This is a genomic window from Atopococcus tabaci DSM 17538, assembly GCF_000429585.1.
GTDB classification, from domain to species: domain Bacteria; phylum Bacillota; class Bacilli; order Lactobacillales; family Carnobacteriaceae_A; genus Atopococcus; species Atopococcus tabaci.
In genome coordinates, this window is sequence record NZ_AUCD01000039.1 from 1 (window position 1) to 19,843 (window position 19,843).

General features: G+C 48.0%; 21 protein-coding genes and 1 pseudogene. 5 read left to right on the forward strand and 17 right to left on the reverse strand.

Annotated elements, in window-relative coordinates; all coding sequences use genetic code 11:
- Positions 1 to 272, reverse strand: a pseudogene (locus tag G470_RS12955) (hypothetical protein); the annotation flags it as partial.
- Between the two features lie 94 nt (positions 273 to 366).
- Positions 367 to 1,056 carry a redox-sensing transcriptional repressor Rex gene (locus tag G470_RS12960; RefSeq protein ID WP_051258479.1) on the reverse strand — a complete coding sequence of 230 codons (690 nt, stop codon included), beginning with the start codon at positions 1,054 to 1,056 and terminating at the stop codon, positions 367 to 369.
- 341 nt (positions 1,057 to 1,397) lie between these two features.
- On the opposite strand from G470_RS12960, the gene G470_RS0107125 reads away from it, so the two are divergent.
- Positions 1,398 to 3,356, forward strand: coding sequence for an ABC-F family ATP-binding cassette domain-containing protein (locus tag G470_RS0107125; RefSeq protein WP_028274238.1), 1,959 nt, complete (start codon positions 1,398 to 1,400; stop codon positions 3,354 to 3,356).
- A 78-nt stretch (positions 3,357 to 3,434) separates the two neighbouring features.
- On the opposite strand, the gene G470_RS0107130 is transcribed toward G470_RS0107125, so the two are convergent.
- The 6 genes from G470_RS0107130 to tsaB form a co-directional block, all read right to left on the reverse strand.
- Complete coding sequence (locus G470_RS0107130; protein ID WP_156908004.1) at positions 3,435 to 3,848, reverse strand: hypothetical protein; 414 nt, start codon at positions 3,846 to 3,848, stop codon at positions 3,435 to 3,437.
- 15 nt (positions 3,849 to 3,863) lie between these two features.
- Complete coding sequence (locus G470_RS0107135) at positions 3,864 to 4,151, reverse strand: hypothetical protein (RefSeq protein WP_028274240.1); 288 nt, start codon at positions 4,149 to 4,151, stop codon at positions 3,864 to 3,866.
- Between the two features lie 149 nt (positions 4,152 to 4,300).
- Complete coding sequence (gene tsaD / locus G470_RS0107140) at positions 4,301 to 5,311, reverse strand: tRNA (adenosine(37)-N6)-threonylcarbamoyltransferase complex transferase subunit TsaD (RefSeq protein WP_028274241.1); 1,011 nt, start codon at positions 5,309 to 5,311, stop codon at positions 4,301 to 4,303.
- Positions 5,312 to 5,384: 73 nt separating this feature from the next.
- Positions 5,385 to 5,852 (reverse strand): ribosomal protein S18-alanine N-acetyltransferase, encoded by a 468-nt coding sequence (gene rimI, locus G470_RS12965; RefSeq protein WP_051258480.1) that lies wholly within the window; start codon positions 5,850 to 5,852, stop codon positions 5,385 to 5,387.
- The gene (rimI, locus tag G470_RS12970) at positions 5,836 to 6,438 is read right to left on the reverse strand and encodes a ribosomal protein S18-alanine N-acetyltransferase (protein WP_205617901.1); all 603 of its coding nucleotides are present in this window, start codon (positions 6,436 to 6,438) and stop codon (positions 5,836 to 5,838) included. Before rimI (G470_RS12970) ends, rimI (G470_RS12965) begins: the two co-directional genes overlap by 17 nt.
- Positions 6,425 to 7,147, reverse strand: coding sequence for a tRNA (adenosine(37)-N6)-threonylcarbamoyltransferase complex dimerization subunit type 1 TsaB (gene tsaB / locus G470_RS0107155; RefSeq protein WP_028274242.1), 723 nt, complete (start codon positions 7,145 to 7,147; stop codon positions 6,425 to 6,427). Before tsaB ends, rimI (G470_RS12970) begins: the two co-directional genes overlap by 14 nt.
- 173 nt (positions 7,148 to 7,320) lie before the next feature.
- Between tsaB and G470_RS12975 the strand changes: the two genes are divergently transcribed.
- Both G470_RS12975 and G470_RS0107165 read left to right on the forward strand, forming a co-directional pair.
- Entirely contained in the window at positions 7,321 to 7,524 is a 204-nt protein-coding gene (locus G470_RS12975) for a CsbD family protein (RefSeq protein WP_035445267.1), read from the forward strand.
- 102 nt (positions 7,525 to 7,626) lie between these two features.
- Positions 7,627 to 8,376 carry an NAD-dependent epimerase/dehydratase family protein gene (locus G470_RS0107165; protein WP_028274243.1) on the forward strand — a complete coding sequence of 250 codons (750 nt, stop codon included), beginning with the start codon at positions 7,627 to 7,629 and terminating at the stop codon, positions 8,374 to 8,376.
- Between the two features lie 69 nt (positions 8,377 to 8,445).
- Here the strand turns inward: G470_RS0107165 and G470_RS12980 are convergent, their stop codons facing one another.
- From G470_RS12980 to G470_RS0107190, 6 genes are all read right to left on the reverse strand, one after another.
- Positions 8,446 to 9,732 (reverse strand): MFS transporter, encoded by a 1,287-nt coding sequence (locus G470_RS12980; RefSeq protein ID WP_240470658.1) that lies wholly within the window; start codon positions 9,730 to 9,732, stop codon positions 8,446 to 8,448.
- The gene (locus G470_RS14875) at positions 9,732 to 9,869 is read right to left on the reverse strand and encodes a hypothetical protein (RefSeq protein ID WP_240470659.1); all 138 of its coding nucleotides are present in this window, start codon (positions 9,867 to 9,869) and stop codon (positions 9,732 to 9,734) included. Before G470_RS14875 ends, G470_RS12980 begins: the two co-directional genes overlap by 1 nt.
- A 230-nt stretch (positions 9,870 to 10,099) precedes the next feature.
- Complete coding sequence (locus G470_RS0107175; RefSeq protein ID WP_028274244.1) at positions 10,100 to 11,092, reverse strand: LacI family DNA-binding transcriptional regulator; 993 nt, start codon at positions 11,090 to 11,092, stop codon at positions 10,100 to 10,102.
- An 18-nt stretch (positions 11,093 to 11,110) separates the two neighbouring features.
- Positions 11,111 to 12,175, reverse strand: coding sequence for an aldose epimerase family protein (locus G470_RS0107180; RefSeq protein WP_028274245.1), 1,065 nt, complete (start codon positions 12,173 to 12,175; stop codon positions 11,111 to 11,113).
- 41 nt (positions 12,176 to 12,216) lie between these two features.
- Positions 12,217 to 13,746 carry a UDP-glucose--hexose-1-phosphate uridylyltransferase gene (gene galT, locus G470_RS0107185; protein ID WP_028274246.1) on the reverse strand — a complete coding sequence of 510 codons (1,530 nt, stop codon included), beginning with the start codon at positions 13,744 to 13,746 and terminating at the stop codon, positions 12,217 to 12,219.
- 5 nt (positions 13,747 to 13,751) lie between these two features.
- Positions 13,752 to 14,924 carry a galactokinase gene (locus tag G470_RS0107190; RefSeq protein WP_028274247.1) on the reverse strand — a complete coding sequence of 391 codons (1,173 nt, stop codon included), beginning with the start codon at positions 14,922 to 14,924 and terminating at the stop codon, positions 13,752 to 13,754.
- Between the two features lie 245 nt (positions 14,925 to 15,169).
- Here G470_RS0107190 and G470_RS0107195 point away from each other — a divergent pair, with 245 nt between their 5' ends.
- Positions 15,170 to 15,871 carry a zinc metallopeptidase gene (locus G470_RS0107195; RefSeq protein ID WP_028274248.1) on the forward strand — a complete coding sequence of 234 codons (702 nt, stop codon included), beginning with the start codon at positions 15,170 to 15,172 and terminating at the stop codon, positions 15,869 to 15,871.
- 378 nt (positions 15,872 to 16,249) lie between these two features.
- On the opposite strand, the gene G470_RS12985 is transcribed toward G470_RS0107195, so the two are convergent.
- From G470_RS12985 to G470_RS12990, 3 genes are all read right to left on the reverse strand, one after another.
- Entirely contained in the window at positions 16,250 to 16,858 is a 609-nt protein-coding gene (locus G470_RS12985) for an MBL fold metallo-hydrolase (RefSeq protein WP_205617902.1), read from the reverse strand.
- 150 nt (positions 16,859 to 17,008) lie between these two features.
- On the reverse strand, positions 17,009 to 17,728 hold the full coding sequence (locus tag G470_RS0107205) for a lysophospholipid acyltransferase family protein (protein WP_028274249.1): 720 nt from the start codon (positions 17,726 to 17,728) through the stop codon (positions 17,009 to 17,011).
- A 21-nt stretch (positions 17,729 to 17,749) separates the two neighbouring features.
- On the reverse strand, positions 17,750 to 18,463 hold the full coding sequence (locus G470_RS12990; protein ID WP_051258483.1) for a glycosyltransferase family 2 protein: 714 nt from the start codon (positions 18,461 to 18,463) through the stop codon (positions 17,750 to 17,752).
- Positions 18,464 to 18,645: 182 nt separating this feature from the next.
- Between G470_RS12990 and G470_RS0107215 the strand changes: the two genes are divergently transcribed.
- Positions 18,646 to 19,443: a class I SAM-dependent methyltransferase gene (locus G470_RS0107215; RefSeq protein ID WP_028274250.1), complete on the forward strand. Its 798-nt coding sequence runs from the start codon at positions 18,646 to 18,648 to the stop codon at positions 19,441 to 19,443.
- Positions 19,444 to 19,843 lie beyond the last annotated feature (400 nt).

Below are 19,843 nucleotides of genomic sequence, written 5' to 3' on the forward strand. Positions count from 1 at the left end.
TTACGAGCCAATTGTCTGATTGGTGTTCCTTCTTCGAGATGTTCTCGAAGAACTACCTTCTTAAGTTCTTTGGTGTAATGATTATTTTTAGATTTGGTTTGAATTCCTGAAAGACCATATTCTTGGTATCTAAGGATTTTCTGACCGAAGGTCGAATCACTTAATAATAAACCATAATCTTCACTTAACTCTCTAAAACTTTTTCCTTCTTCAAGATATAACAGAATATATCGCTCAAGTTCTTGAGCCGTATGTTTACTGTTTGAACGCACAAAAAAATCCCCCTAAAGTAGTTTTACTTTTTAAAGTGTCTACTTTAGGGGGAGCATATCCTAAAATGGATTTGCTGCCTTTTTCTTTTTCCTCTTATTGCTCTGATTGTGCTTTCTTCAACTCATTGATCGCTTCTTCAGAAATTTCCAATTCCTCATTGTAATGATTGATGAAGTAAATCAACGTCTGCAATTCGTTGGTTAAATCAACATTGTGGACACGTACATGCGGGGGAACGGTTAAACGGATCGGTGTGAAGTTCATGATGCCTTTCACGCCGCCATCTACCAATTTGTCTGCCGTTTCCTGAGCGATGTCCGCTGGAACAGTCAAGATGGCCACGTCGATGTCTTGCAGCTGCAGCTGTTCCACCATTTCGTCAACCGAATAAATCGGTACGCCATGATAAACGGTTCCCACCAAGTCTTCACGGACGTCAAATCCTGCACTGATACGCATGTTGTTGATTCGACGGAAATTGTAGTTTAAAAGGGCATGGCCCAAATTCCCTACCCCAATCAACGCAACATGGGTCAAGTGGTCTTGGTTCAACGTTTTGCTGAAGAAATTCGTCAAAGATTCTACGTCATATCCATAGCCTCTTTTTCCAAGGGCTCCAAAATAAGAAAAATCGCGGCGGATTGTCGCACTGTCTACTTTGACTGCTTCGCTTAATTCTGTTGAAGAAACTTTCTCCTTTCCAGATTCATGAAGCACACGTAGATAACGATAATAAAGCGGCAATCTTCTAGCCGTTGCACGTGGTATTTTTTGAGTTGCCATGTCTGTTTCCTCCATACTTTCTTCTTCGAGATGTTTGTTATATACTCTCTCACAAGTTTGTTTCTTTCTATCACCTTTTCACAAACTCGTTCATCTAATTACTTGTCCAATTATACCATCTTCCCGCATAAAAGAAAGAGTTATTGCCTAAAAATTGACTTTTAATTCTCTTTCTCTCTTACAAAAAGACAACGGTTTCACAATGATTTATTGTGAATTTACTTCCTTAATGTAAGTTGCTTATTGTCCGGTCGTTACTTCTTTCATTTCTTTCCTTCGTTTTTCTTTGTCTGCTTCTGTGCTAAACTGGTAAGTGAGATCGCACAGAAAAGAGGATCGTCATGATACTATTACAAGCACAGCGCGTGGCACGACATTTCGGTGCCGACGTACTGTTCGAAGACATCACCATGGAAATCAAAGACAATGCCCGGCTGGCGTTAGTGGGCCGCAACGGATCGGGGAAATCAACGTTATTGAAAATCATTGCTGGAGAAGAAGCGCCGGATGAAGGGCAAATTTCGAAGGCAAAAGACATTACAATCGGCTATTTGGAGCAGCAGACAGGTCTGGACTCCTCCGAGACCATCTGGGATGAAATGTTGAGTGTGTTTGCTGAAGTCATTCAAATGGAAAAGGAATTGCGGGAAACCGAAGTGCAGCTCAGTTTGCCAAACGTCCTGAATGATCAAGCGCTCTATGAAAAAACGCTGCAGCGGTACGACTCCCTTCAGCACGCATTCCGCGAAGCGAACGGGTATGGCTATCAGAATGAGATCCGCTCCATTCTGCACGGCTTCCGTTTTTATGAGGAAGACTACGACCGGCCGATTGAACAGCTCTCCGGGGGACAAAAAACTCGGTTGGCCTTGGCGCGGCTCCTGTTGGAGAAAAAAGATTTGTTGATTTTGGATGAGCCGACCAACCACTTGGACATTGAAACTCTTTCTTGGCTGGAAACGTACTTGCAATCTTACCCCGGCGCTTTGCTGATTGTCTCGCACGACCGGTATTTCTTGGATAAAGTCGTCAACGAAGTCTATGAATTGAGCCGCCGGCGTTTGACGCAGTTCAAAGGGAATTACTCTGCGTACTTGGATCAAAAAGCCGCTTTAATTGAACAAGAATGGAAACAATACGAAAAGCAGCAAAAAGAAATCGCCAAGCTGGAAGATTTTATCGACCGAAACTTGGTGCGGGCCTCTACAACCAAACGGGCTCAAAGCCGCCGCAAGAAATTGGAGAAGATGGACAAAATGGATAAACCGCAGGGGGATGAAAAATCCGCCAGTTTCCAGTTCCGAACAGACCGTGAGAGTGGAAACATCGTGCTGCAGGCCACCGATTTGGCTGTAGGCTACGATCATTCGCCTGTTTCCTCCGGGATTGAATTGGATATCCGTAAAGGAGATGCCGTGGCTGTCGTCGGTCCGAACGGGATTGGAAAATCCACCTTATTGAAGACACTCACAGGCGACCTGCCGTCTCTTCAAGGAGACGTCCGACTGGGGACCAAAGTGGATATCGGGTACTACGACCAAGAACAGACCCAACTGCATCCCAATAAGACCGTGCTGAGTGAACTATGGGACGAACACCCCACCATGCCGGAAAAGGACATCCGCACATTGCTGGGCAGCTTTTTGTTTTCAGGTGACGATGTGGAAAAAACCATTTCCAGTTTAAGCGGGGGCGAAAAAGCACGGGTGGCCTTGGCTAAATTGGCGTTGGAACGGAACAACACGCTGATTTTGGATGAGCCGACCAACCACTTGGACGTCGACAGCAAAGAAGTGTTGGAAAATGCGTTAATCGATTTTGACGGCACTCTCTTGTTTGTGTCACACGACCGGTACTTCATCAACCGTATCGCCAATAAAGTGGTGGACTTGTCAGAAGACGGAGCGACACTTTATTTAGGCGATTACGACTACTTTATACAGAAAAAAGCGGAGCTGGAAGAACTCGAGCGCATCCGCTTGGAAAAAGAACAACCCGCTGAGACAGAAACCGGCACCGCCGATGCTGCATCGGAAGCAACGTTAAGCCGTGAAGCGGTCAAAGAACTGCAACGCAAAAAAAGGCAGTTGGAACGCCGGGTGGAAGAAATCGAAGCTGAATTAGCCAACATCGAAACAGAGTTGACGCAACTGCAGCTCCAATTGAGCAAACCGGACGTTTATGAAGATTATGAAAAAGCAGCCGAACTTTCTGAAAAAGTAGAACAGCTGCAAGCCGCCCAACACGCTTTGATGGAAGAATGGGAAGAAAAAGCGCTGGAATTGGAAGATATCCAATAAACATTCCAAGCCAGTCCCTGCATTTGAGACCTAACAGTCAAATGTAGGGACTGGCTGTTTCTGTTCGCTATGTACTTTTTACAGCTCAAATTTCAACTGGCTCGCAAGGTGTTTTTCGATGAGTTGTTGAAACTTCTCCATCGAATCGGCCTCCATCGTATTATCAAACGTTAAGCAATTTTTGATGATTTTGATCTCTTCACAGATTTCATTGATGTTATCCAGCAGTTCTTCTTTTTTCTTTCCGTCCGCTTCCAACTCCACTTCTGAGTTTCCTTCGTTTCTATTCTTCAATCGGGTCAAATTTTCAGCCGTTCCGATTCGGACATGCACATACACAATTTCTGCCGACAGGTGTTTCTCCATCTTGTTTATCATTGCCGAAAAATCTTTAGGTGTGCAGTTCAAAGCCAATGAAATCACCGCCTGCGTAAGGCCTTTTTCCGCAACAATGATATCCTGGTTTCTTCTGCGTGCCAAAGAAGACATCACGAAACAGACGTTCACTCATTGCTTCACTGCGGTTTTCCGGCTTGAAAAAGTATGCAGTTGGGCCAATGAAAAGATTTCCTTTATGAATGCAAAGTTTTTCAGTGTGTACCCCACCGCAGTAAGTCCTTTGATGAAGATGCGGTTCACTGGATGGTATTCATTGTTGACTTGAAAAATGTGTTCATCTACCTTATATCCTTCATCCGCCAGTTTTTTGGATACCATCCGTGAGACGGTGGTTTTTCCACTTCCCGGCGCTCCATAAACATCAATGATTGTGGGTCCCGTTGTTTCCATTGCCATCAACTCCATCTCCTCACACTTCGTACTGCTTCTCCCAACCCTTTAATTGCCAACGCTTTTTTGTAACCGCATTCAACTTTGTTTTGAATACACGCCAAGAAAAGCCGCGCTTCGATGCTGTGCACTTGCTTTTCTTGACGTTGTTTTGTTTACAAGCTTAATCCCGGCCGTGCATTCAAGGAATAATCGGCTTTATGGCCTTTTTTATATTCCACATGTGCAGCCGCTCCAATCATGGCCGCGTTGTCCCCGCATAAAGACAATGGCGGAATCACCAATTCCACACCGTCCAGCTCGGTTTCTACAGCGTGTTTTAAAGCGGTGCGGAGGCCTTTGTTTGCGGCCACTCCTCCGGCCAAAAGAAGCTGTTTGACTTGTTTCTCTTTGACTGCGCGGACGGTTTTGTCCACCAACACATCCACTACGCTCGCTTGAAAACTCGCTGCCAAATCATATTGGTCGAGAGTTTCCCCTTTTTGATTGGCATTGTGAACGGTGTTGATGAACGAACTTTTCACGCCGCTGAAACTGAAATCGTAATTATCTTCTTGGATCATGGCGCGTGGAAAGTCGAATGTATCCTCACCTTGATGAGCCATTTCATCGATGTGTTTGCCTCCGGGATACGGCACACCTAAGACCCGGCCGATTTTGTCGTACGCTTCCCCGGCGGCATCATCTCGCGTTTCTCCGATCACTTCAAAGTTTCCGTCTTCCTCCATATACACCAATTCTGTGTGTCCGCCGCTGACGACCAGAGCCATCAGTGGAAATTGCAGCGGTTGGATCAAACGGTTGGCATAAATATGACCGGCAATGTGGTTGACCGGAATAAGGGGCAGACCGTGTGCAAAAGCAATGGCTTTGGCAGTGCTGACACCAATCAAGAGCGCCCCCACCAACCCAGGGCCTTCCGTCACAGCTACTGCGTCCAACTCTTCATACGTTACCCCTGCTTCTTCCATCGCTTCCTGCACAATAAACGTAATCTGCTCGACATGGTGGCGGCTGGCAATTTCCGGAACGACCCCGCCAAACCGTTGGTGGCTTTTGATTTGGGAAGCCACCACGTTGGAAAGGACGCGTTCCCCGTCTTCCACAACCGCCGCACTTGTTTCATCGCAGCTTGTTTCAATCGCTAATATTTTTGTTTTACTCATACTTGATTTGCAATAGTGTTTGGCATATGGGTCTTGCCGAACCACTGCTCGCTCCTTTCAACGTTCAACTTCATTACAACTGTTTCTTCATCACGTAGGCATCTTCTGGCGGCAGGGAATAATAGTTTGGGCGTTTTCCGATAATATGGAAGCCCGACTTCCTATACAGGTTGATGGCCGGTGCGTTGCTCTCTCTCACTTCCAGGTACAACTCCTCCACACCTTTTTCACTCAGCCAGTGTGTTAAATGGCTGAGCAGCGCATATCCCACTCCTTGCCGTTTGGCATTTCCTGAAACGGCGATACTGTGGATTTCAGCTTCCATTCCCACTACCCCCACTCCGACAAACCCCACTGCTTCGCCGTCAAATTCTGCCACAAAGTAGTATACATGTTCCTGCCGGATGCTGTCCTCGTACTGCCGGGCTGTCCATGGTGCCCCTTCTGCGTATCCGGAATCCGCAATGGTATGAATCATCCGCCCAATTTCCAACGTTTTTTCTGCCGGGTAAATGCGGACGGCGTCAGATGGTCGGGACATTGAAGTCATTCTCGTTCACCGAAGCCTCGAGGTCCATGGTCATCTCCAGTGCATCTTCATGATCGTGGGCGTAGTACTCTTTTTTGATCCGCCCTTTTTTGAATCCGAGCTTTTCATACAAGTTCCGGGCTTTGTAGTTGGAGACACGCACTTCCAAGCTGTATTTTTCTATACTTTCTTCGATGGCGGTCCGCTTCAGTTCTTCAATCAGAAAGCTGGCAATCCCCATCTGTTGAAACTTCGGAACCACCGCAATGTTGGTGATGTGAGCCTCCACCCCTACCAACCATGAGCCGATGAATGCGGCCGGCTCATGATTTTGATGAACCATCACATAAAAGGCATTGCGGTTATAGCGGATTTCGTGGGTGAGTGCAGAATGATTCCACGGCGTTTTTCCGTCGTAACACAATTTCTGGATTGTCAAAATGTCTTTGACCGAGGTTGTATCTGCCAAGGACACGTCGAATAACGTGCCATCCGGTGCCTCGTACAGATGAGTACTCAGTTCCACCCGTTGCATCAGTCGAACAGCCGCTTCTCTTTTTTCGTCTGTCCGCGTCAACCACTCTCTAAATTTTTTCAACATACTCCCCTCCTGCGTCTTCAGGATGAGCTTTCCTCCACTTTTCTTCTGCTTCCGCCAATTTCAAATAATCCGGAGTGAACGTATGCACATCAAGCGGCTGCTCATCAAATGCCAGCCAACCTAACACACTTGCTCTTGGGATATGATCTTTTTGAGGAGCCACACGCACATTGTCTCCCAACACTTCACGGAAGATTTCGATGTGCTTGGCGGCATCTTGTCCAATCAACTCCACCGGTTCATCCAACCGGAGTAAATGACGGGCCCATCTTTCCGCAGAAATATGAGTGTCCGGCTCCACCTGTTTCAATTCACCAGCTTCGTATCGATATAGTCCTGTATAAATATTTCCTCGCCGCGCGTCAAACAATGGCACGATGTAGGATGAAGAAGGAATCCGGTTCGCAGCCAGCACTTTCAAACTGGATACGCCTGTAAGTTCTTTTTGCAACGTCCACGCTAAGGTTTTGGCAATGGTCGCTCCAATGCGCAACCCTGTATAAGATCCCGGTCCTTTTGCGATTGCAATACGGTCCAATTCTTCCGGCTGCCACGAAACGTCCTTCATCAATTCATCAATGGCCGGCATCAGGCGCTCACTGTGGTTGCGCTTTACGTTGGTGGTGAGCTCTCCAATCATTGTTTGGTTTTCCAACACCGCGATGCTCATCACTTCATTGGAAGTATCGATTGCCAAAATTCGCATACTTATTCTCCTTCTTCTCTCCATTGTATCTTTTCCCATAGTTTATCATAAAAACTACGGTTAATTAACATAAAGCTGTTCCTTTTGTCGAAAGCAGATTAATTGCAATTGAACGACGGAAAACGTAAGCTCTAATCAGAAGAATGAAATTGTAACTTGAAGGAGGAACGGTCATGGCAGAGAACAAAGAAAGCTTCAAAGACAAAGCCAAAAGCGCAAAAGACCGCGTCGCAGGAGAAATCAAAGACACACAAGGTGACTTGACCGGAGACAAGAGCAAAAAAGCAGAAGGAAAAATTCAAAAAGGGAAAGGAAAAGCAGAAGGTGCGTTAGGGAAGTTGAAAGAAGATCCGGATACGGACAGACGCCCCCGTTAAAAGCTGTTTTTGTTTTTCTTTAATCGATGATGCAACTCAAAAGGTACTGCTCCGGCGGTACCTTTTCTAACTCATTTCACTCACTCAAGGAGGCTGCAGTTTATGGCAAATGTATTGATTACCGGCGCCACGGGTGTCATCGGCACCCAATTAACGAAATACTTGAAAGACAAACATACGTTGACGTTGGTTGACGTCGATTTTTCCGACTTCCCCGACGAGCTGCAAGAAGGTTCGACAGTCGTGGAAGCAGACTTGATTCAACCGGAAAACTGGGAAGGCTTATTGGATGGCATCGAATACGTGATTCAACTTGCCGGCGAACCAGATGCAGGTGCGGAATTTTACGGGGATTTGTTGGAAATGAACTACAAACTCCCACATAACCTTTATGAAGAAGCCGCCAAAGCGAAAGCATTGAAGCGCATCATCTTCGCCAGTTCCATCCATGCAGTGGACGCTTACCCAGATTACGTACAAGTCAAAGCCACCGACCCGGTCCGGCCGGCGGATTTATACGGCGTATCGAAAGTGTACTTGGAGGGTTTAGCCAATTACCATGCGTATACAAATGGCATCGAGTCCATCGGCATCCGGATCGCGGATTACAAACAAGACGACAGCGAGTTGGATAAAGACGCGGACAAGAACGGCATGGCGATGTATTTTTCTGCCAGAGATATGAATCATCTGGTGGACTGCTGCTTGGAAGCAACGCTTGAAGAACCGTTTTTGATTGTAAACGGCATTTCCAAAAACACCTTCCCGCGCCTGTCTTATGAAGAAGCACGAGTAAAATTGGGTTATCAACCACAGGACGATGCATTCGAAAAAAATGGTCATTTCTCATAAAAAAAGTAACACTCCTCCAACGGGCAAAGTTCCGATGAAGGAGTATTTTTGTTTAAGTTTGTGTTTTCACTACTCTTTTTCGGAGAGGATGCGTTGGTTCTCCAATGTTTTTTTCCGCGACAGCGGATAAACAAACATCAAAATCAACCCGCAAATCAAAAAGCCGGTTGCCGGGACCAACACGGATATATTAAAAATCCCTTCCAGCACTTCAGGAGCTTGCTGTCCACCCGCGCCTGAATTGTATCCTATCCAAGACAAGGCCCAACCGGCTGCATCTCCTGCCAATGCCTGCCCTACTTTTCTTGCAAAGGAGTTGACGGCATACACCATCCCGTCTTCACGGTGCCCCGTTTGAATTTCATGGTCATCGATGACGTCGGTGATACACGCCCAGACAGTGGCGTTGAAGATATTTACACTCACAAAAGCGAGAATCACTCCAACCATGAATACATACATGTTTTCCGGTCTCAAGAAAAATAAGAGAGCATAGATAGCCGACTCGATGAACATGGCGATGCTGGACACTTCTTTCTTCCCGAACCGTCGTGCCAACGCACTGGCCAATGGAAAAGCAACCAGCAGGCTGACTAATGGATTAATGAAGTTGATTAGAGAAACTCCCGCGGCACTTCCATAATAAAACGGGAAAATGTAGTTGTTCATCTGTTGAATCATCATCATGACAAGAAGCAGGGAAATGGATGCTCCTGTAATGGCCAACAGAGAACGCGATTTGAAGATCTGTGCAAATGACTGCAGCAACGAGACATCTTCTGCTCCTGTTTGTGTCACCCGAACGCGCTCAGTCGTCCATTTATAACAAATGAAGTAAAACAATAACGACAAAAGGGAGAACATCCCTGCCACGATCACGAATGCTGAGCCGCCCCGGACGATTTGGTTTCCGGCCTCATCTGTCGTGTAGATAAAGAGTGGAGAAATGGTTCCCACAAACATACCACCCAGTGTCGCGGCCATTCCCCGGTAAACCGACAATTGCGTGCGTTCATCCGGGTTGGGAGAAATGGCGGAAGCCATGGACCCGTATGGGATATTGATAGCTGTATAAAAAAGACTGCCCCACAAAAGGTAGGTGACATACATATAGACAACTTTAAGTGTCATTGGAGCTCCGGCCATCGCTGTCTGGTACATCAAGAAGCTGGCCAACGCCACTGGGCCGGCGAACCGCTTGATCCATGGTTTGAATTTTCCGGCTTCCGTCTCCTTGGAACGATCGACCAGTTTTCCAAAAACGACATCGGATACGGCATCCACAAACCGCGCCACAACGAACAGTGTTCCGACCATATTTGGATTGATGCCCAATACTTCTGTGTAAAAGACCATCAAAAAGTGCTCGACAGCATAAACGACATATTGTTTCCTAAATCGCCGGGCAAGTAGCCCAATTTGTCTTTCATTCCAAAGGGTTTTATCGAACGAATTCTCCCTGCATGTTCTCTGGAGGTATCTTCGACCTTCATTGTTACTCCTCCTCTTACAAGTGATTCCCGTGTGCTCTGCGTTTGACTGGACAACGACGCCTGCGTACACGTTTTTCATTTGGAATTGGACAAGTGACTGAAAGGACAACCAGAAAAATTCCTTCTTCCGTTTCATTATAAAACACACGACAAAACATTTCGATAAATATACACTATCTCAAACGAATCATGTATCTTTTCAAAGCGTTTCCTTAATGGGTTTGCCTTGTTCAGTGTGTGCTTTCCCGTATAACCAGGTCCGTCTGCAAATAAACTTTCTTCGATACGCTTCGCCCTTCTTCCAGGCGTTCAATCAACAAGTCGACGCCCGCCCGTCCCATTGCTTCAGTATCCACCTTCACCGTACTGAGAGGCGGGGAAACGTATTTGGCCACGCTGATATCATTGAATCCGATGATACTGACCTGCTCCGGCACCTGCACACCTTCTCTCTGCAAGGCTCTCAATGCGCCGATCGCCAACGCATCATTGGCGGCAAAAAATGCTCCCGGCAGGTCTTTTTCAAGCGTGCAGATCAAGTCACGCATATTTTTTTCGCCCGCTTCGACTGTGAATGGACCCGAGCGGATGTACCTCTCGTTGTATAACCCTTTTTCTTTCAAGTAACGCTCCACCCACACTTGCCTCGGGTCAACCAATTTCCCCGAGCGGTCGCTGTACATTTCTTCTCCCGCCAAAAAGCCGACAGCGGTGTGTCCCTGCTCAAGAAAATAATCCAATACTTGAACAACAGCCGCCTGAAAATCCACCAATACCGCATCGTAAGCAGGGGAAACGGGATTGAAATCGACAAAGCTTACTGCGGTTGTTTTGGAGGCCAGTTCCTCGATTTGTTCCGGGCTGAATTTTCCAATCGCCAATACGCCGTCCACTTTCTCCTCAAACAATCCCTCCGTCTGCTGGTACACGCGTATAAAGTCGTATCCTTTTTCTTCGGCACGCTTCTCTGCGCCCAAGCGGATGGACAAGTAGTACAAATCGTTCAGTTCTTCTTTTTCCGAGTACCAATGGACGATGGCTAGTTTTCCGGACGGTTGCTTCTTTTTGCGCCGATATTTGGTGTAATTCAACGCCTCCGCCGCTTCAAAAATCCGTTTTTTTGTTTCATCTCCCACAGACAACGTCTCGTCGCAGTTCAACACACGGGAAACGGTCGCACTTGAAACGCCCGCTTTTTCAGCTATGTCTTTAAGGGTCGCCATGTGCTCCCTCCTTTCGTGTCACGCTTGTTCATCCGTCATCAGCCAATCAAACTGGTAGATGGTCTGTGAACGGAAGGTCTCTCCCGGACGCAGGGTGATGTCCCCGAATTGGTCGTGGTGAACCGCATCCGGCAGTGTCTGAGTTTCCAACGTGAGGCCGGCATACTGCCGTACGGGTTGCCCAGCAATGGTATAGGCGTCCACTTCGCCGTTATGGGTAAATATCACGACGCTCTCCCTGTCGGTATACATGCGCAGCCGGCGTCCACTTTCCGGATCAAACAGCACGACTTCCGGATCATCGCTTGTGTGGTCTAATAGGAAGGGATGATCAAAGCCGTTCACGAGCTGCGTCTGTGGATGGTCCAATCGAGCGCATGCCGCTACCTTTCCTCCTTCCCGGAAATCGAACGGTGTGCCGTCCACTTCGATCCATCCGCCTGTCGGAAGCGTCTCCGCATCCAATTCACCCACTCGCTCACAAGACAATGTCAACTCATGATTCAATACCTCTTTCGTCACGTCGCCGGTCAAGTTGAAGTACACGTGGTTGGTAGGATTGAACAATGTCGGCTTATCCGTCACAGCGGTATAATCAATCTTCCATTCGTTCGCTTCGGTCAACGTGTAGCGGACTTCCACATCCAAATTACCTGGATACCCATTGTCCCCGTCCGGACTTGTACAAGCAAAGATCACCGCGGCAGCGTCTTCTTCCGTTTCAATCCGCGCTTCCCAAATCTTGGTGTCCAACCCGTCTGGTCCGCCATGAAGCTGATTCTCTCCTTCGTTGGCGTCCAGATGATGGGTTTTTCCATCCAGCTCAAACTCTCCTCTGGCAATCCGTCCCGCCACTCTTCCAATGGTTGCGCCGTAAAACGGACGGTGGGTGACGTAATCGTCCAGAGATGCCAGTGAAAGGGTGATATTTTCGCTGTTCCCTTCGCGGTCCGGCACATTCACGGCGGTCACTGTCGCACCATATGTGATGGCGGAAAGCGACACGCCGGCACTGTTGGTGATCGTGTATTCATATACTTCTGTTTCATCGATGGTTCCATAGACTCTTGTGTTGACTTTCATAGCTGTTCCCTCCTGTTTGCTGATCGGTTCAAGCAACTCATTCATTTGATCGAAACGTGTTTGTTCTCACTTTCTTTCTGGATGCCGAGCGTTTCAACAAACCGCCAAAATGCTGCTTTTCCTTCTTCCGTGCGTTTATACACACCGGCGTCTTCCAACACGCGTTGGAACACAGCTCCGACCCCTTCTTGGATGATGCCACGTACATTCTCCTTTGTAATCGGAGTCTGCGTTTTTTTCAACCGGTCTGCCCACGGTTGATGGTACTCCGCCACATCAGCCGGTTCGTCCAGCAAAAACCGCTCGACCTCTTTCAACTCCGTCTCCAGTCGAGGCGGCAAAATAGCCAACCCCATCACTTCAATCAAGCCGATGTTTTCTTTTTTGATGTGCTGCACATCAGGATGGGGATGGTACAGTCCATCCGGAAACTCTTCCGTCGTCAAATTGTTCCGCAGCACCATATCCAGTTCATACTCGTCTCCTCTGCGCCGGGCAATCGGGGTCACGGCATTGTGTGGCTCTCCGTCTGTATAGGCGTAAACCATCGCCTCTTCATCCGTGTAGTCCGCCCAGGAATCCATCACATAACCTGCCGCATCGAGGAGCTGTTTTTTATCGCTTGAGCGCAAACGGATGACCGACATCGGCCATTTTACAATTCCAGCAGACACTTCTGGATACCGGTCAATGGTAAAGGTTCGCTCAACATCCATCTTCGCCATCGGAAACTCGTAACGCCCTCCCTGATAATGATCATGGGAAAGGATGGAGCCGCCCACAATTGGAAGCCCGGCGTTCGAGCCGACAAAATAATGCGGAAACTGTGTGACGATGTCCAACAAATTACCCAATGCCACTTTGTCGACATTCATCGGCCGGTGTTCTTCAGACAAGAAAATCGCATGCTCGTTGTAATACGCATACGGGGAGTACTGGAATCCCCACACTTCATTGTTCAACTGCATCCGGATGACCCGGTGGTTGGTGCGGGGAGCATGATTCAAATGTCCCGCATAGCCTTCATTTTGGATACACAGAGCGCATGCCGGGTACGAAGTGGTTGTTTGTTGTTTTCTTGCCAGTGCAATCTGCTTAGGGTCTTTTTCAGGTTTGGACAAATTGATGGTAATTTCCAACGGACCGTATGCGGAATCATACGTAAACTCAATGTTCCGTGCAATGTCTCTCGTTTTTACGTAATCATTCATGGTGCTGAGCCGGTAAAAGTAGTCGGTCGCTTTTTTAGGCTGGTCTTCATACAATGTCCAGAAACGGTGGTTGATCACCGAGGGAAGCGGCGTGAAGAGATCCATGATTTTAGCGGAGAGAATGTCGCGCTCGGCCGTCAAATCTTCAATCACTTCTGTATTCACCGCAAACTCCACCAACCGGTCCAACAGCACCAGCGGCTCTTCTCTGTTCTTGGAAGCCGGCAAAGAAAGGTCGTAGTCTTTCTTATCCAACAATTCAAGCAGCCGGTTGGTGAGGTAGATCCGATCTTCAGGCAGAATCCACTCGTTTTGGACCGTGGATGCCATAAAATCCGTCACAACTTGATCGATAGTCACCCGCCTCACTCCTCCTTCCATTCTTTCGCGCCATCACTGATGGACGCAATGTAAAACTCCCCTGGATAACCGATTGCGGATTCGTATTGTTTTCCAACTTGTTCAATGACGGTATCCACCTGCGTTTTTCCCACCAATGCAATCGCACAACCGCCGAATCCCGCACCGGTCATACGGGCGCCGATGACGCCCGGCTGCTTCCATGCAGCTTCCACCAGCGTGTCCAACTCTTTTCCGGTCACTTCGTAATCGTCACGCAAAGAGATATGGGATTCGTTCATCAACCGGCCGAACGCTTGCAAGTCTCCAGCTTTCAACGCACTTGCGGCTTTCAGCGTCCGTCCGTTTTCGTACACGGCATGACGCGCACGTTTTACCAGTGTCTCGTCGGTCAATACGTGCTGGTGGGCGTCAAAGGCAGCTTCGTCCATTTCCCCCAATGAAGAAACAGGCAGGACCTGTTGGAGTTCTTTCAAAGCCTGCTCGCATTCACTGCGCCGCTCATTGTATTTGGAATCCGCCAATTCCCGCCGTTTTTTTGTGTTCATGATGACAATCACTTCATTCTCCAGCTTAATCGGCACCCGCTCGTATTCCAATGTATGGGTATCCAACAACAACGCCGTGTCTTTTTGTCCCATGCCTATCGCAAACTGGTCCATGATTCCGGATTGAACACCGATGTATTCGTTCTCAACTTTTTGTCCAGTTTTAATCAAATCCAGTCTTTCCAATGTCAAATCGTATAATTGTTCCACCACTACCCCGGTCAGCACTTCAATGGATGCAGAAGACGACAGACCGGCACCGTTTGGGATATCTCCGTGATATACGATGTCCAGCCCTTGGTCAATGGTGTGCCCCGCTTCTTTCAAAAATTTGATCATGCCTTTGGGATAATTCGCCCAATTGTCTTCTTTTTTGTATTCCAAGTGATCCAATGAAACAGATATCACTCCCTTTTCCGGAAGTTTGAGGCTGTAGAAATTCAATTGCCGGTCTTCACGTTTGCGGGCAGCGGCGTATGTACCCAACGTGATGGCCGCCGGGAATACATTTCCTCCGTTATAATCTGTATGCTCGCCGATTAAATTGATTCTTCCCGGTGCGAAAAAAATCTGCGGTTCTGCTTCGCCGAAAAGTTCCGTGAATGTTTTCTCCAATTTCTGTGTGTCCATTCGTTCGTCTCCTTTTCCTTTTGGTGGTCTCTTTCCTGCCTTCGCTTTCATTGTATGCGCTTTAGTAAATAATTTCAAGTAAATTTACTAAACTTTTTCCTCTTCCTTTTTTTCTTTTCACATATAAATCCTGAAATCTTCAAATCCTCTATCTGGTGCTTGAAACCAAGTATGGTATAATAAACAGTGATAAGAAATTGACTGTTCTAGATACTGAACTGGACGAATTGAAAGGAGAATATCCCATGCCGTTCCCTATCTTTTTTTGGGATCCAACTTATATCCTCATCCTCATCGGACTGGCCATATCCGGCCTTGCTAGTGGATATGTACAAAGCACGTACAACAAATACAGCCAAGTAAAAAGCAAAAATGGATACACCGCTTCAGAAGTGTCCCGCATGATTTTGGACACCGCCGGTCTGGAGCATGTGCGTTTGGAAGGTATCCGCGGAAATTTGACCGACCATTATAACTCACAAGAAGACGTCCTCCGTTTATCGGATACGACACGGAATTCCACTTCGGTTGCGGCCATTGGAGTTGCGGCCCATGAAGCTGGTCATGCCATTCAAGACCATGTGAATTACGGTCCCCTTCGCCTGCGCACCGCTTTGGTTCCCATCACCAACTTTGGTCAAGGAATTTCCATTCCGTTGATTTTGATTGGGTTCTTGTTCGGCGGCAACCAGACGTTGATTGACCTCGGTATTTTGTTTTTCTCACTGACTTTGGTTTTCCAACTGGTGACGTTGCCGGTGGAATTCAATGCGTCCAACCGCGCGATAGCGATTTTGGAAGACTCGGGCATCTTGACCGCAGAAGAAGTTCCACAAGCGGAAAAAGTGTTGCGCGCAGCCGCGTTGACGTATGTCGCCGCAGCGATTGCGTCGTTCTTGAACGTCTTGCGACTGTTCTTGCTGTTCAGCGGAAGACGCCGCGACTAATGGTTCACACAATCTCTTAAAGAGGTTGGGACAATAGTCCCGACCTCTTTTGCGTTTTCGAATAGTATAGTGAAAATGCGTTCCAAAATGCAGACCCGACATCCACTTTGTCATGACTGTAGTTGCTTTAGCAACGTATAGTCATGATACACTTGGGCATCTGCCCGCAGTGCCTCCTTACCTCAATAATGCTCTGATGGCCTTCGACCCTCATGCGCTTATTCGCTCCAGTTGCCATAGCCGTTGCCGCTTTAGCGGTTTACGGATATGGTATGCGTTAAAGATTCGGGTCTAAACGCATTTTGTCACGCTCTCTTTTTTATGTAAGTTAAAACCCGCTTGTCGCATCAGAGACAAGCGGGTTTCTTTCTTATTCATTTATTCTTCTTCATCTTCTACAAACCGTCCGTGATCCGGGACGACCTCGTCTTCCCATCGTTCCACCAACCGCTCCAAGCCTGTTTGCAAGTCTTCCCCGCGGGCTGCAGGTCCGTGCCCAGTGACGGCATATTCTGGTTTCAGTTGTTGCAGTCGGATATCGGACTCTTTGGCGGCTTCCCAATCCGTCGTCAAATACGCCGGCGGTCCGTTGATTTCAAACTGCTGCGTGGCCACTTGATACAAATTCTCCTGCTTAGTGGACACAAACGCATCAGCCGAAAGCAGCAGACGGTCTTTTTCACGGAACAAAGCCACTTGTCCCGGCGTATGCCCCGGAACATGAATCCATTGAAATTCCGGAAGGTGCGGAACTGTCCCGTCTTCCGGATACGCCATTACCCAGCTCTCCAAATCAATCGGGTCCACCGGAAAGGTCGGCGACAACTTGGCTACCATTCCACCTTCTACCGTCGCATCTGGAGTCGGATATCCTTTTTTCCCGGTCACATACGGCATTTCTTCCGGGTGGGCGTAGATTGGGCAGTCCCACTCTTCTGCCAATTCAATTACGGATCCCAGATGGTCAATCGGTATACATATACACATCGGGACGCACTTCTGTCCCTTGTCCGGTTTCTTTGCTGTAAAGCGGCAGTTTCTTGTAGTCGTCTCCATATCTCATCTCTTTTGTCAAAACAAATCGCTCCTTTATCGATTGAGCGCTCTGTCAGAAAGTGGCTGAGTGACGGACGCATATCAGTTGAATGGGGTTCCGGCTGCTTGTTGGGATGCGGCTGACAAATCGGCTAATCGGTTCAACTCAGCCTGGATTTGTTCGGCCACTTCCGCCCGCTGTTCCACAAAAGAGGCCTCTTCTTTGAACCGGATGATTTCTCCTGCACGAATCGTCTGTGTGTGGCTGTCGGCATACAATGGAACAAACGCCACGTGTTTGCCGGTTTTTCGGTGATAATATTTTTCCACAAAGAGGAAGCCTTCGTAAATCTCTCCCACTTCCTCGGAATCACTTTGGTAATCCACATCCGGAAAAATCAGGATGTTTTCTCCATTCTGCAATGCTTCCACACTCAACTTCATCGTGTGCATCACTTTTTTTGATTTTCGGTACACAGGTATGGCTTTTCCGGATTTCATCAAATCGGTAATGAAAAAAGACAGCGGCCAAACAACCAATTTCGCCAATGCACGCGGCCACCCAAAACGTTGAGTGAACGTATAGTCCATATAATGGTTGAAGCATTCTTTTTGGTCAAGAAATACGCTGAACACCCATGTTCGCACCGGTTGAGTGAGCCAGGCCAACACGGTAACCGGTCCTTTCATGTTTTGATGATGGGCCACGTATACAATCGGTTCTTCGCTCTCAGGAAGGGAAGCTGCTTGGTAACGAGGGACTGCCAGCCGCACCACTCCCCGAGTGAATTTAAATAACTTTCCGTACTCCAACTTCCTCAACTGATCCCTCCTGTTCTTTTCTTAGACTTCAGTTCGATGCGGCGGAAGCACATATCCCCGCATCAGCTGCCAAATAATCTTAAACGAATCTTTGTACGTATTGTAATAGGAAATGTGGCGGTCATGGTAAATGGTTTGGATGTCCACGCCCAATAACCGCTTCCGTCTTTTGGCGATGTTGATGAGCATATTGATTTCATATTCATACCGCTCTCCGCGCAAACGCAAAATCCAGTCCACTTGGTCCGAAGCGATGCCGCGCAGGCCTGTTTGGGTGTCGCGTATGTAATAGCCAAACAACCATTTGAATACATTCGTTGTGAGCGTGTTTCCAATCATACTGCGCAGGGGAACTTCACGTGGCTCGAACGTCCGCATGCCCAAAACAAAGTCGGCTTCATTTTCCACCAATTTGTCTCCGGTTCTCAAGACGTCTTCAACCGCATGCTGACCATCTGCATCGGCGGTGACCAACCCTTTCCATCCAGCATCCTGCTTCATAAAGTAACGGAAGGCCGTTTTCAACGCCACTCCTTTGCCGCTGTTCCGCTCATGACGCAAAAGAGTGCATCGGTCCAAGTGGCTCAGCGCTTTAAAAACCGAATCAAATTCCGGCCCGCTTCCATCATTCACCACAATCACCTCAGCTACGCCCGCATCAATCAGTTGGCGAATATACCCCGGAAACTGCTCTGTCGGTCGATAAGCTGGTGTCACTACCGCGTATGATCTCATCCCGCTACTCCTCCCACTGCTGCTCCATTCACTTGACGGCCATCTTTTATTCAACCCCGTCAGTCATACTCATTCTACAACAAATCACGAAGTTGACAAACTCAAGCACTCTTTTGGTTTTTATTGGAAGATTCGCCTTATTTGTAGTAAGTTGAATGAAAAGCGAACAGGAGACCCGGCCCATGTCCAAACAAGAAGAGTTGTTATCGTATATGAAATTTTATGGAGACGATTTGGTGATTCAGCAGCGGCAGACCGCCCACCGAATGCGGCTGGTCGAAAAATTTGACATCCGCCCGGGAGACAAGGTGTTGGAAGTGGGATGCGGCCAAGGAGACACAACGGTTGTTTTGGCGGACGCGATTGGAGAAAACGGCCACGTGCATGCAGTGGATATCGCGGAGAAGGGATACGGGGCACCCGTCACTGTTGGAGAAGCGGCGGAGTATATTTCGCGTTCCCCCATCGGAGACCGCATCACTTTTTCGTTTGAAACGGATGTGACGGAAGACGGGTTCACCGGTTCGTATGATGTCGCCGTTTTGTCGCACTCCCTTTTCTATTTTTCTTCTGTGGATGAACTGGCCAATATGCTGGCAAAATTGCGGATACTGGCTGGACGGATATGCGTGTCGGATTGGGACTTGCAGCCTGCTTCGGTCTCCCAGTTAGCGCATGCCCAAGCGATTCTTCTTCAAGGGTTATATGCGCGTTTCAACCCAACCGATGCCAATGTGCGGACCATTGTCACGAAAAAAATTGTGCAAGACCTCTTTACGGAAACGGGCTGGGAACTGATTTCCACCGAATCCGTCCCGGCAACCGAGTTAGATGATGCGAGATGGGAAATTGCGACGGCCAAAGAACTGACACTTGACCACTTGGAGCCGGTGTTTTCCAGTTACATCGAATTGATGCGCCAGATCACCAAACTCGGCGCTGTGGAATCTTTGAACAGCTTTGTGATGAATGCGCACTAAACAGAGTGCCGCCTGCCGACCGCTCCATCCCCGCCCATCTAACTCACTGCATACACAAACAGCACGGACATGTATCGATGCCCGTGCTGTTCTTTTTAGTGCGCCCGGCATGGGCGACAACTTGGTGGTGAAAGTCCACTACAGACTTGGCAGTAGGAACTGTTAGCGAAAGTCAAGGGTGTCCGCCGTGAGGCGGAATCTGAAGGAAGACGGACGCAAATGCTTGCACTGACGAACAGAAACTTCATACAAAGGCTGAATCAGGACGGATGAGCTTGCTAAACAAAGTGAAGTCCGATACTGCCCGAATCCTGTACAGTAAATGGAGCAGTGACATGAGCAGAAGGTTGTCGTTCTTACCCGGGGAGGTCTCGTCAGCGCTTAGTAGTAACAACGAATG

Excerpts from the sequence above, each read along its gene's own strand:
- G470_RS12960 (WP_051258479.1), bottom strand. The coding sequence starts at position 1,056 with ATGGCAACTCAAAAAATACCACGTGCAACGGCTAGAAGATTGCCGCTT.
- G470_RS0107125 (WP_028274238.1), top strand. The coding sequence starts at position 1,398 with ATGATACTATTACAAGCACAGCGCGTGGCACGACATTTCGGTGCCGAC.
- G470_RS0107135 (WP_028274240.1), bottom strand. The coding sequence starts at position 4,151 with ATGGCAATGGAAACAACGGGACCCACAATCATTGATGTTTATGGAGCG.
- tsaD (WP_028274241.1), bottom strand. The coding sequence starts at position 5,311 with ATGAGTAAAACAAAAATATTAGCGATTGAAACAAGCTGCGATGAAACA.
- rimI (WP_051258480.1), bottom strand. The coding sequence starts at position 5,852 with ATGTCCCGACCATCTGACGCCGTCCGCATTTACCCGGCAGAAAAAACG.
- tsaB (WP_028274242.1), bottom strand. The coding sequence starts at position 7,147 with ATGCGAATTTTGGCAATCGATACTTCCAATGAAGTGATGAGCATCGCG.
- G470_RS12975 (WP_035445267.1), top strand. The coding sequence starts at position 7,321 with ATGGCAGAGAACAAAGAAAGCTTCAAAGACAAAGCCAAAAGCGCAAAA.
- G470_RS0107165 (WP_028274243.1), top strand. The coding sequence starts at position 7,627 with ATGGCAAATGTATTGATTACCGGCGCCACGGGTGTCATCGGCACCCAA.
- G470_RS12980 (WP_240470658.1), bottom strand. The coding sequence starts at position 9,732 with ATGGTCTTTTACACAGAAGTATTGGGCATCAATCCAAATATGGTCGGA.
- G470_RS14875 (WP_240470659.1), bottom strand. The coding sequence starts at position 9,869 with ATGAAGGTCGAAGATACCTCCAGAGAACATGCAGGGAGAATTCGTTCG.
- G470_RS0107175 (WP_028274244.1), bottom strand. The coding sequence starts at position 11,092 with ATGGCGACCCTTAAAGACATAGCTGAAAAAGCGGGCGTTTCAAGTGCG.
- G470_RS0107180 (WP_028274245.1), bottom strand. The coding sequence starts at position 12,175 with ATGAAAGTCAACACAAGAGTCTATGGAACCATCGATGAAACAGAAGTA.
- G470_RS0107190 (WP_028274247.1), bottom strand. The coding sequence starts at position 14,924 with ATGGACACACAGAAATTGGAGAAAACATTCACGGAACTTTTCGGCGAA.
- G470_RS0107195 (WP_028274248.1), top strand. The coding sequence starts at position 15,170 with ATGCCGTTCCCTATCTTTTTTTGGGATCCAACTTATATCCTCATCCTC.
- G470_RS12985 (WP_205617902.1), bottom strand. The coding sequence starts at position 16,858 with ATGTGTATATGTATACCGATTGACCATCTGGGATCCGTAATTGAATTG.
- G470_RS12990 (WP_051258483.1), bottom strand. The coding sequence starts at position 18,463 with ATGAGATCATACGCGGTAGTGACACCAGCTTATCGACCGACAGAGCAG.
- G470_RS0107215 (WP_028274250.1), top strand. The coding sequence starts at position 18,646 with ATGTCCAAACAAGAAGAGTTGTTATCGTATATGAAATTTTATGGAGAC.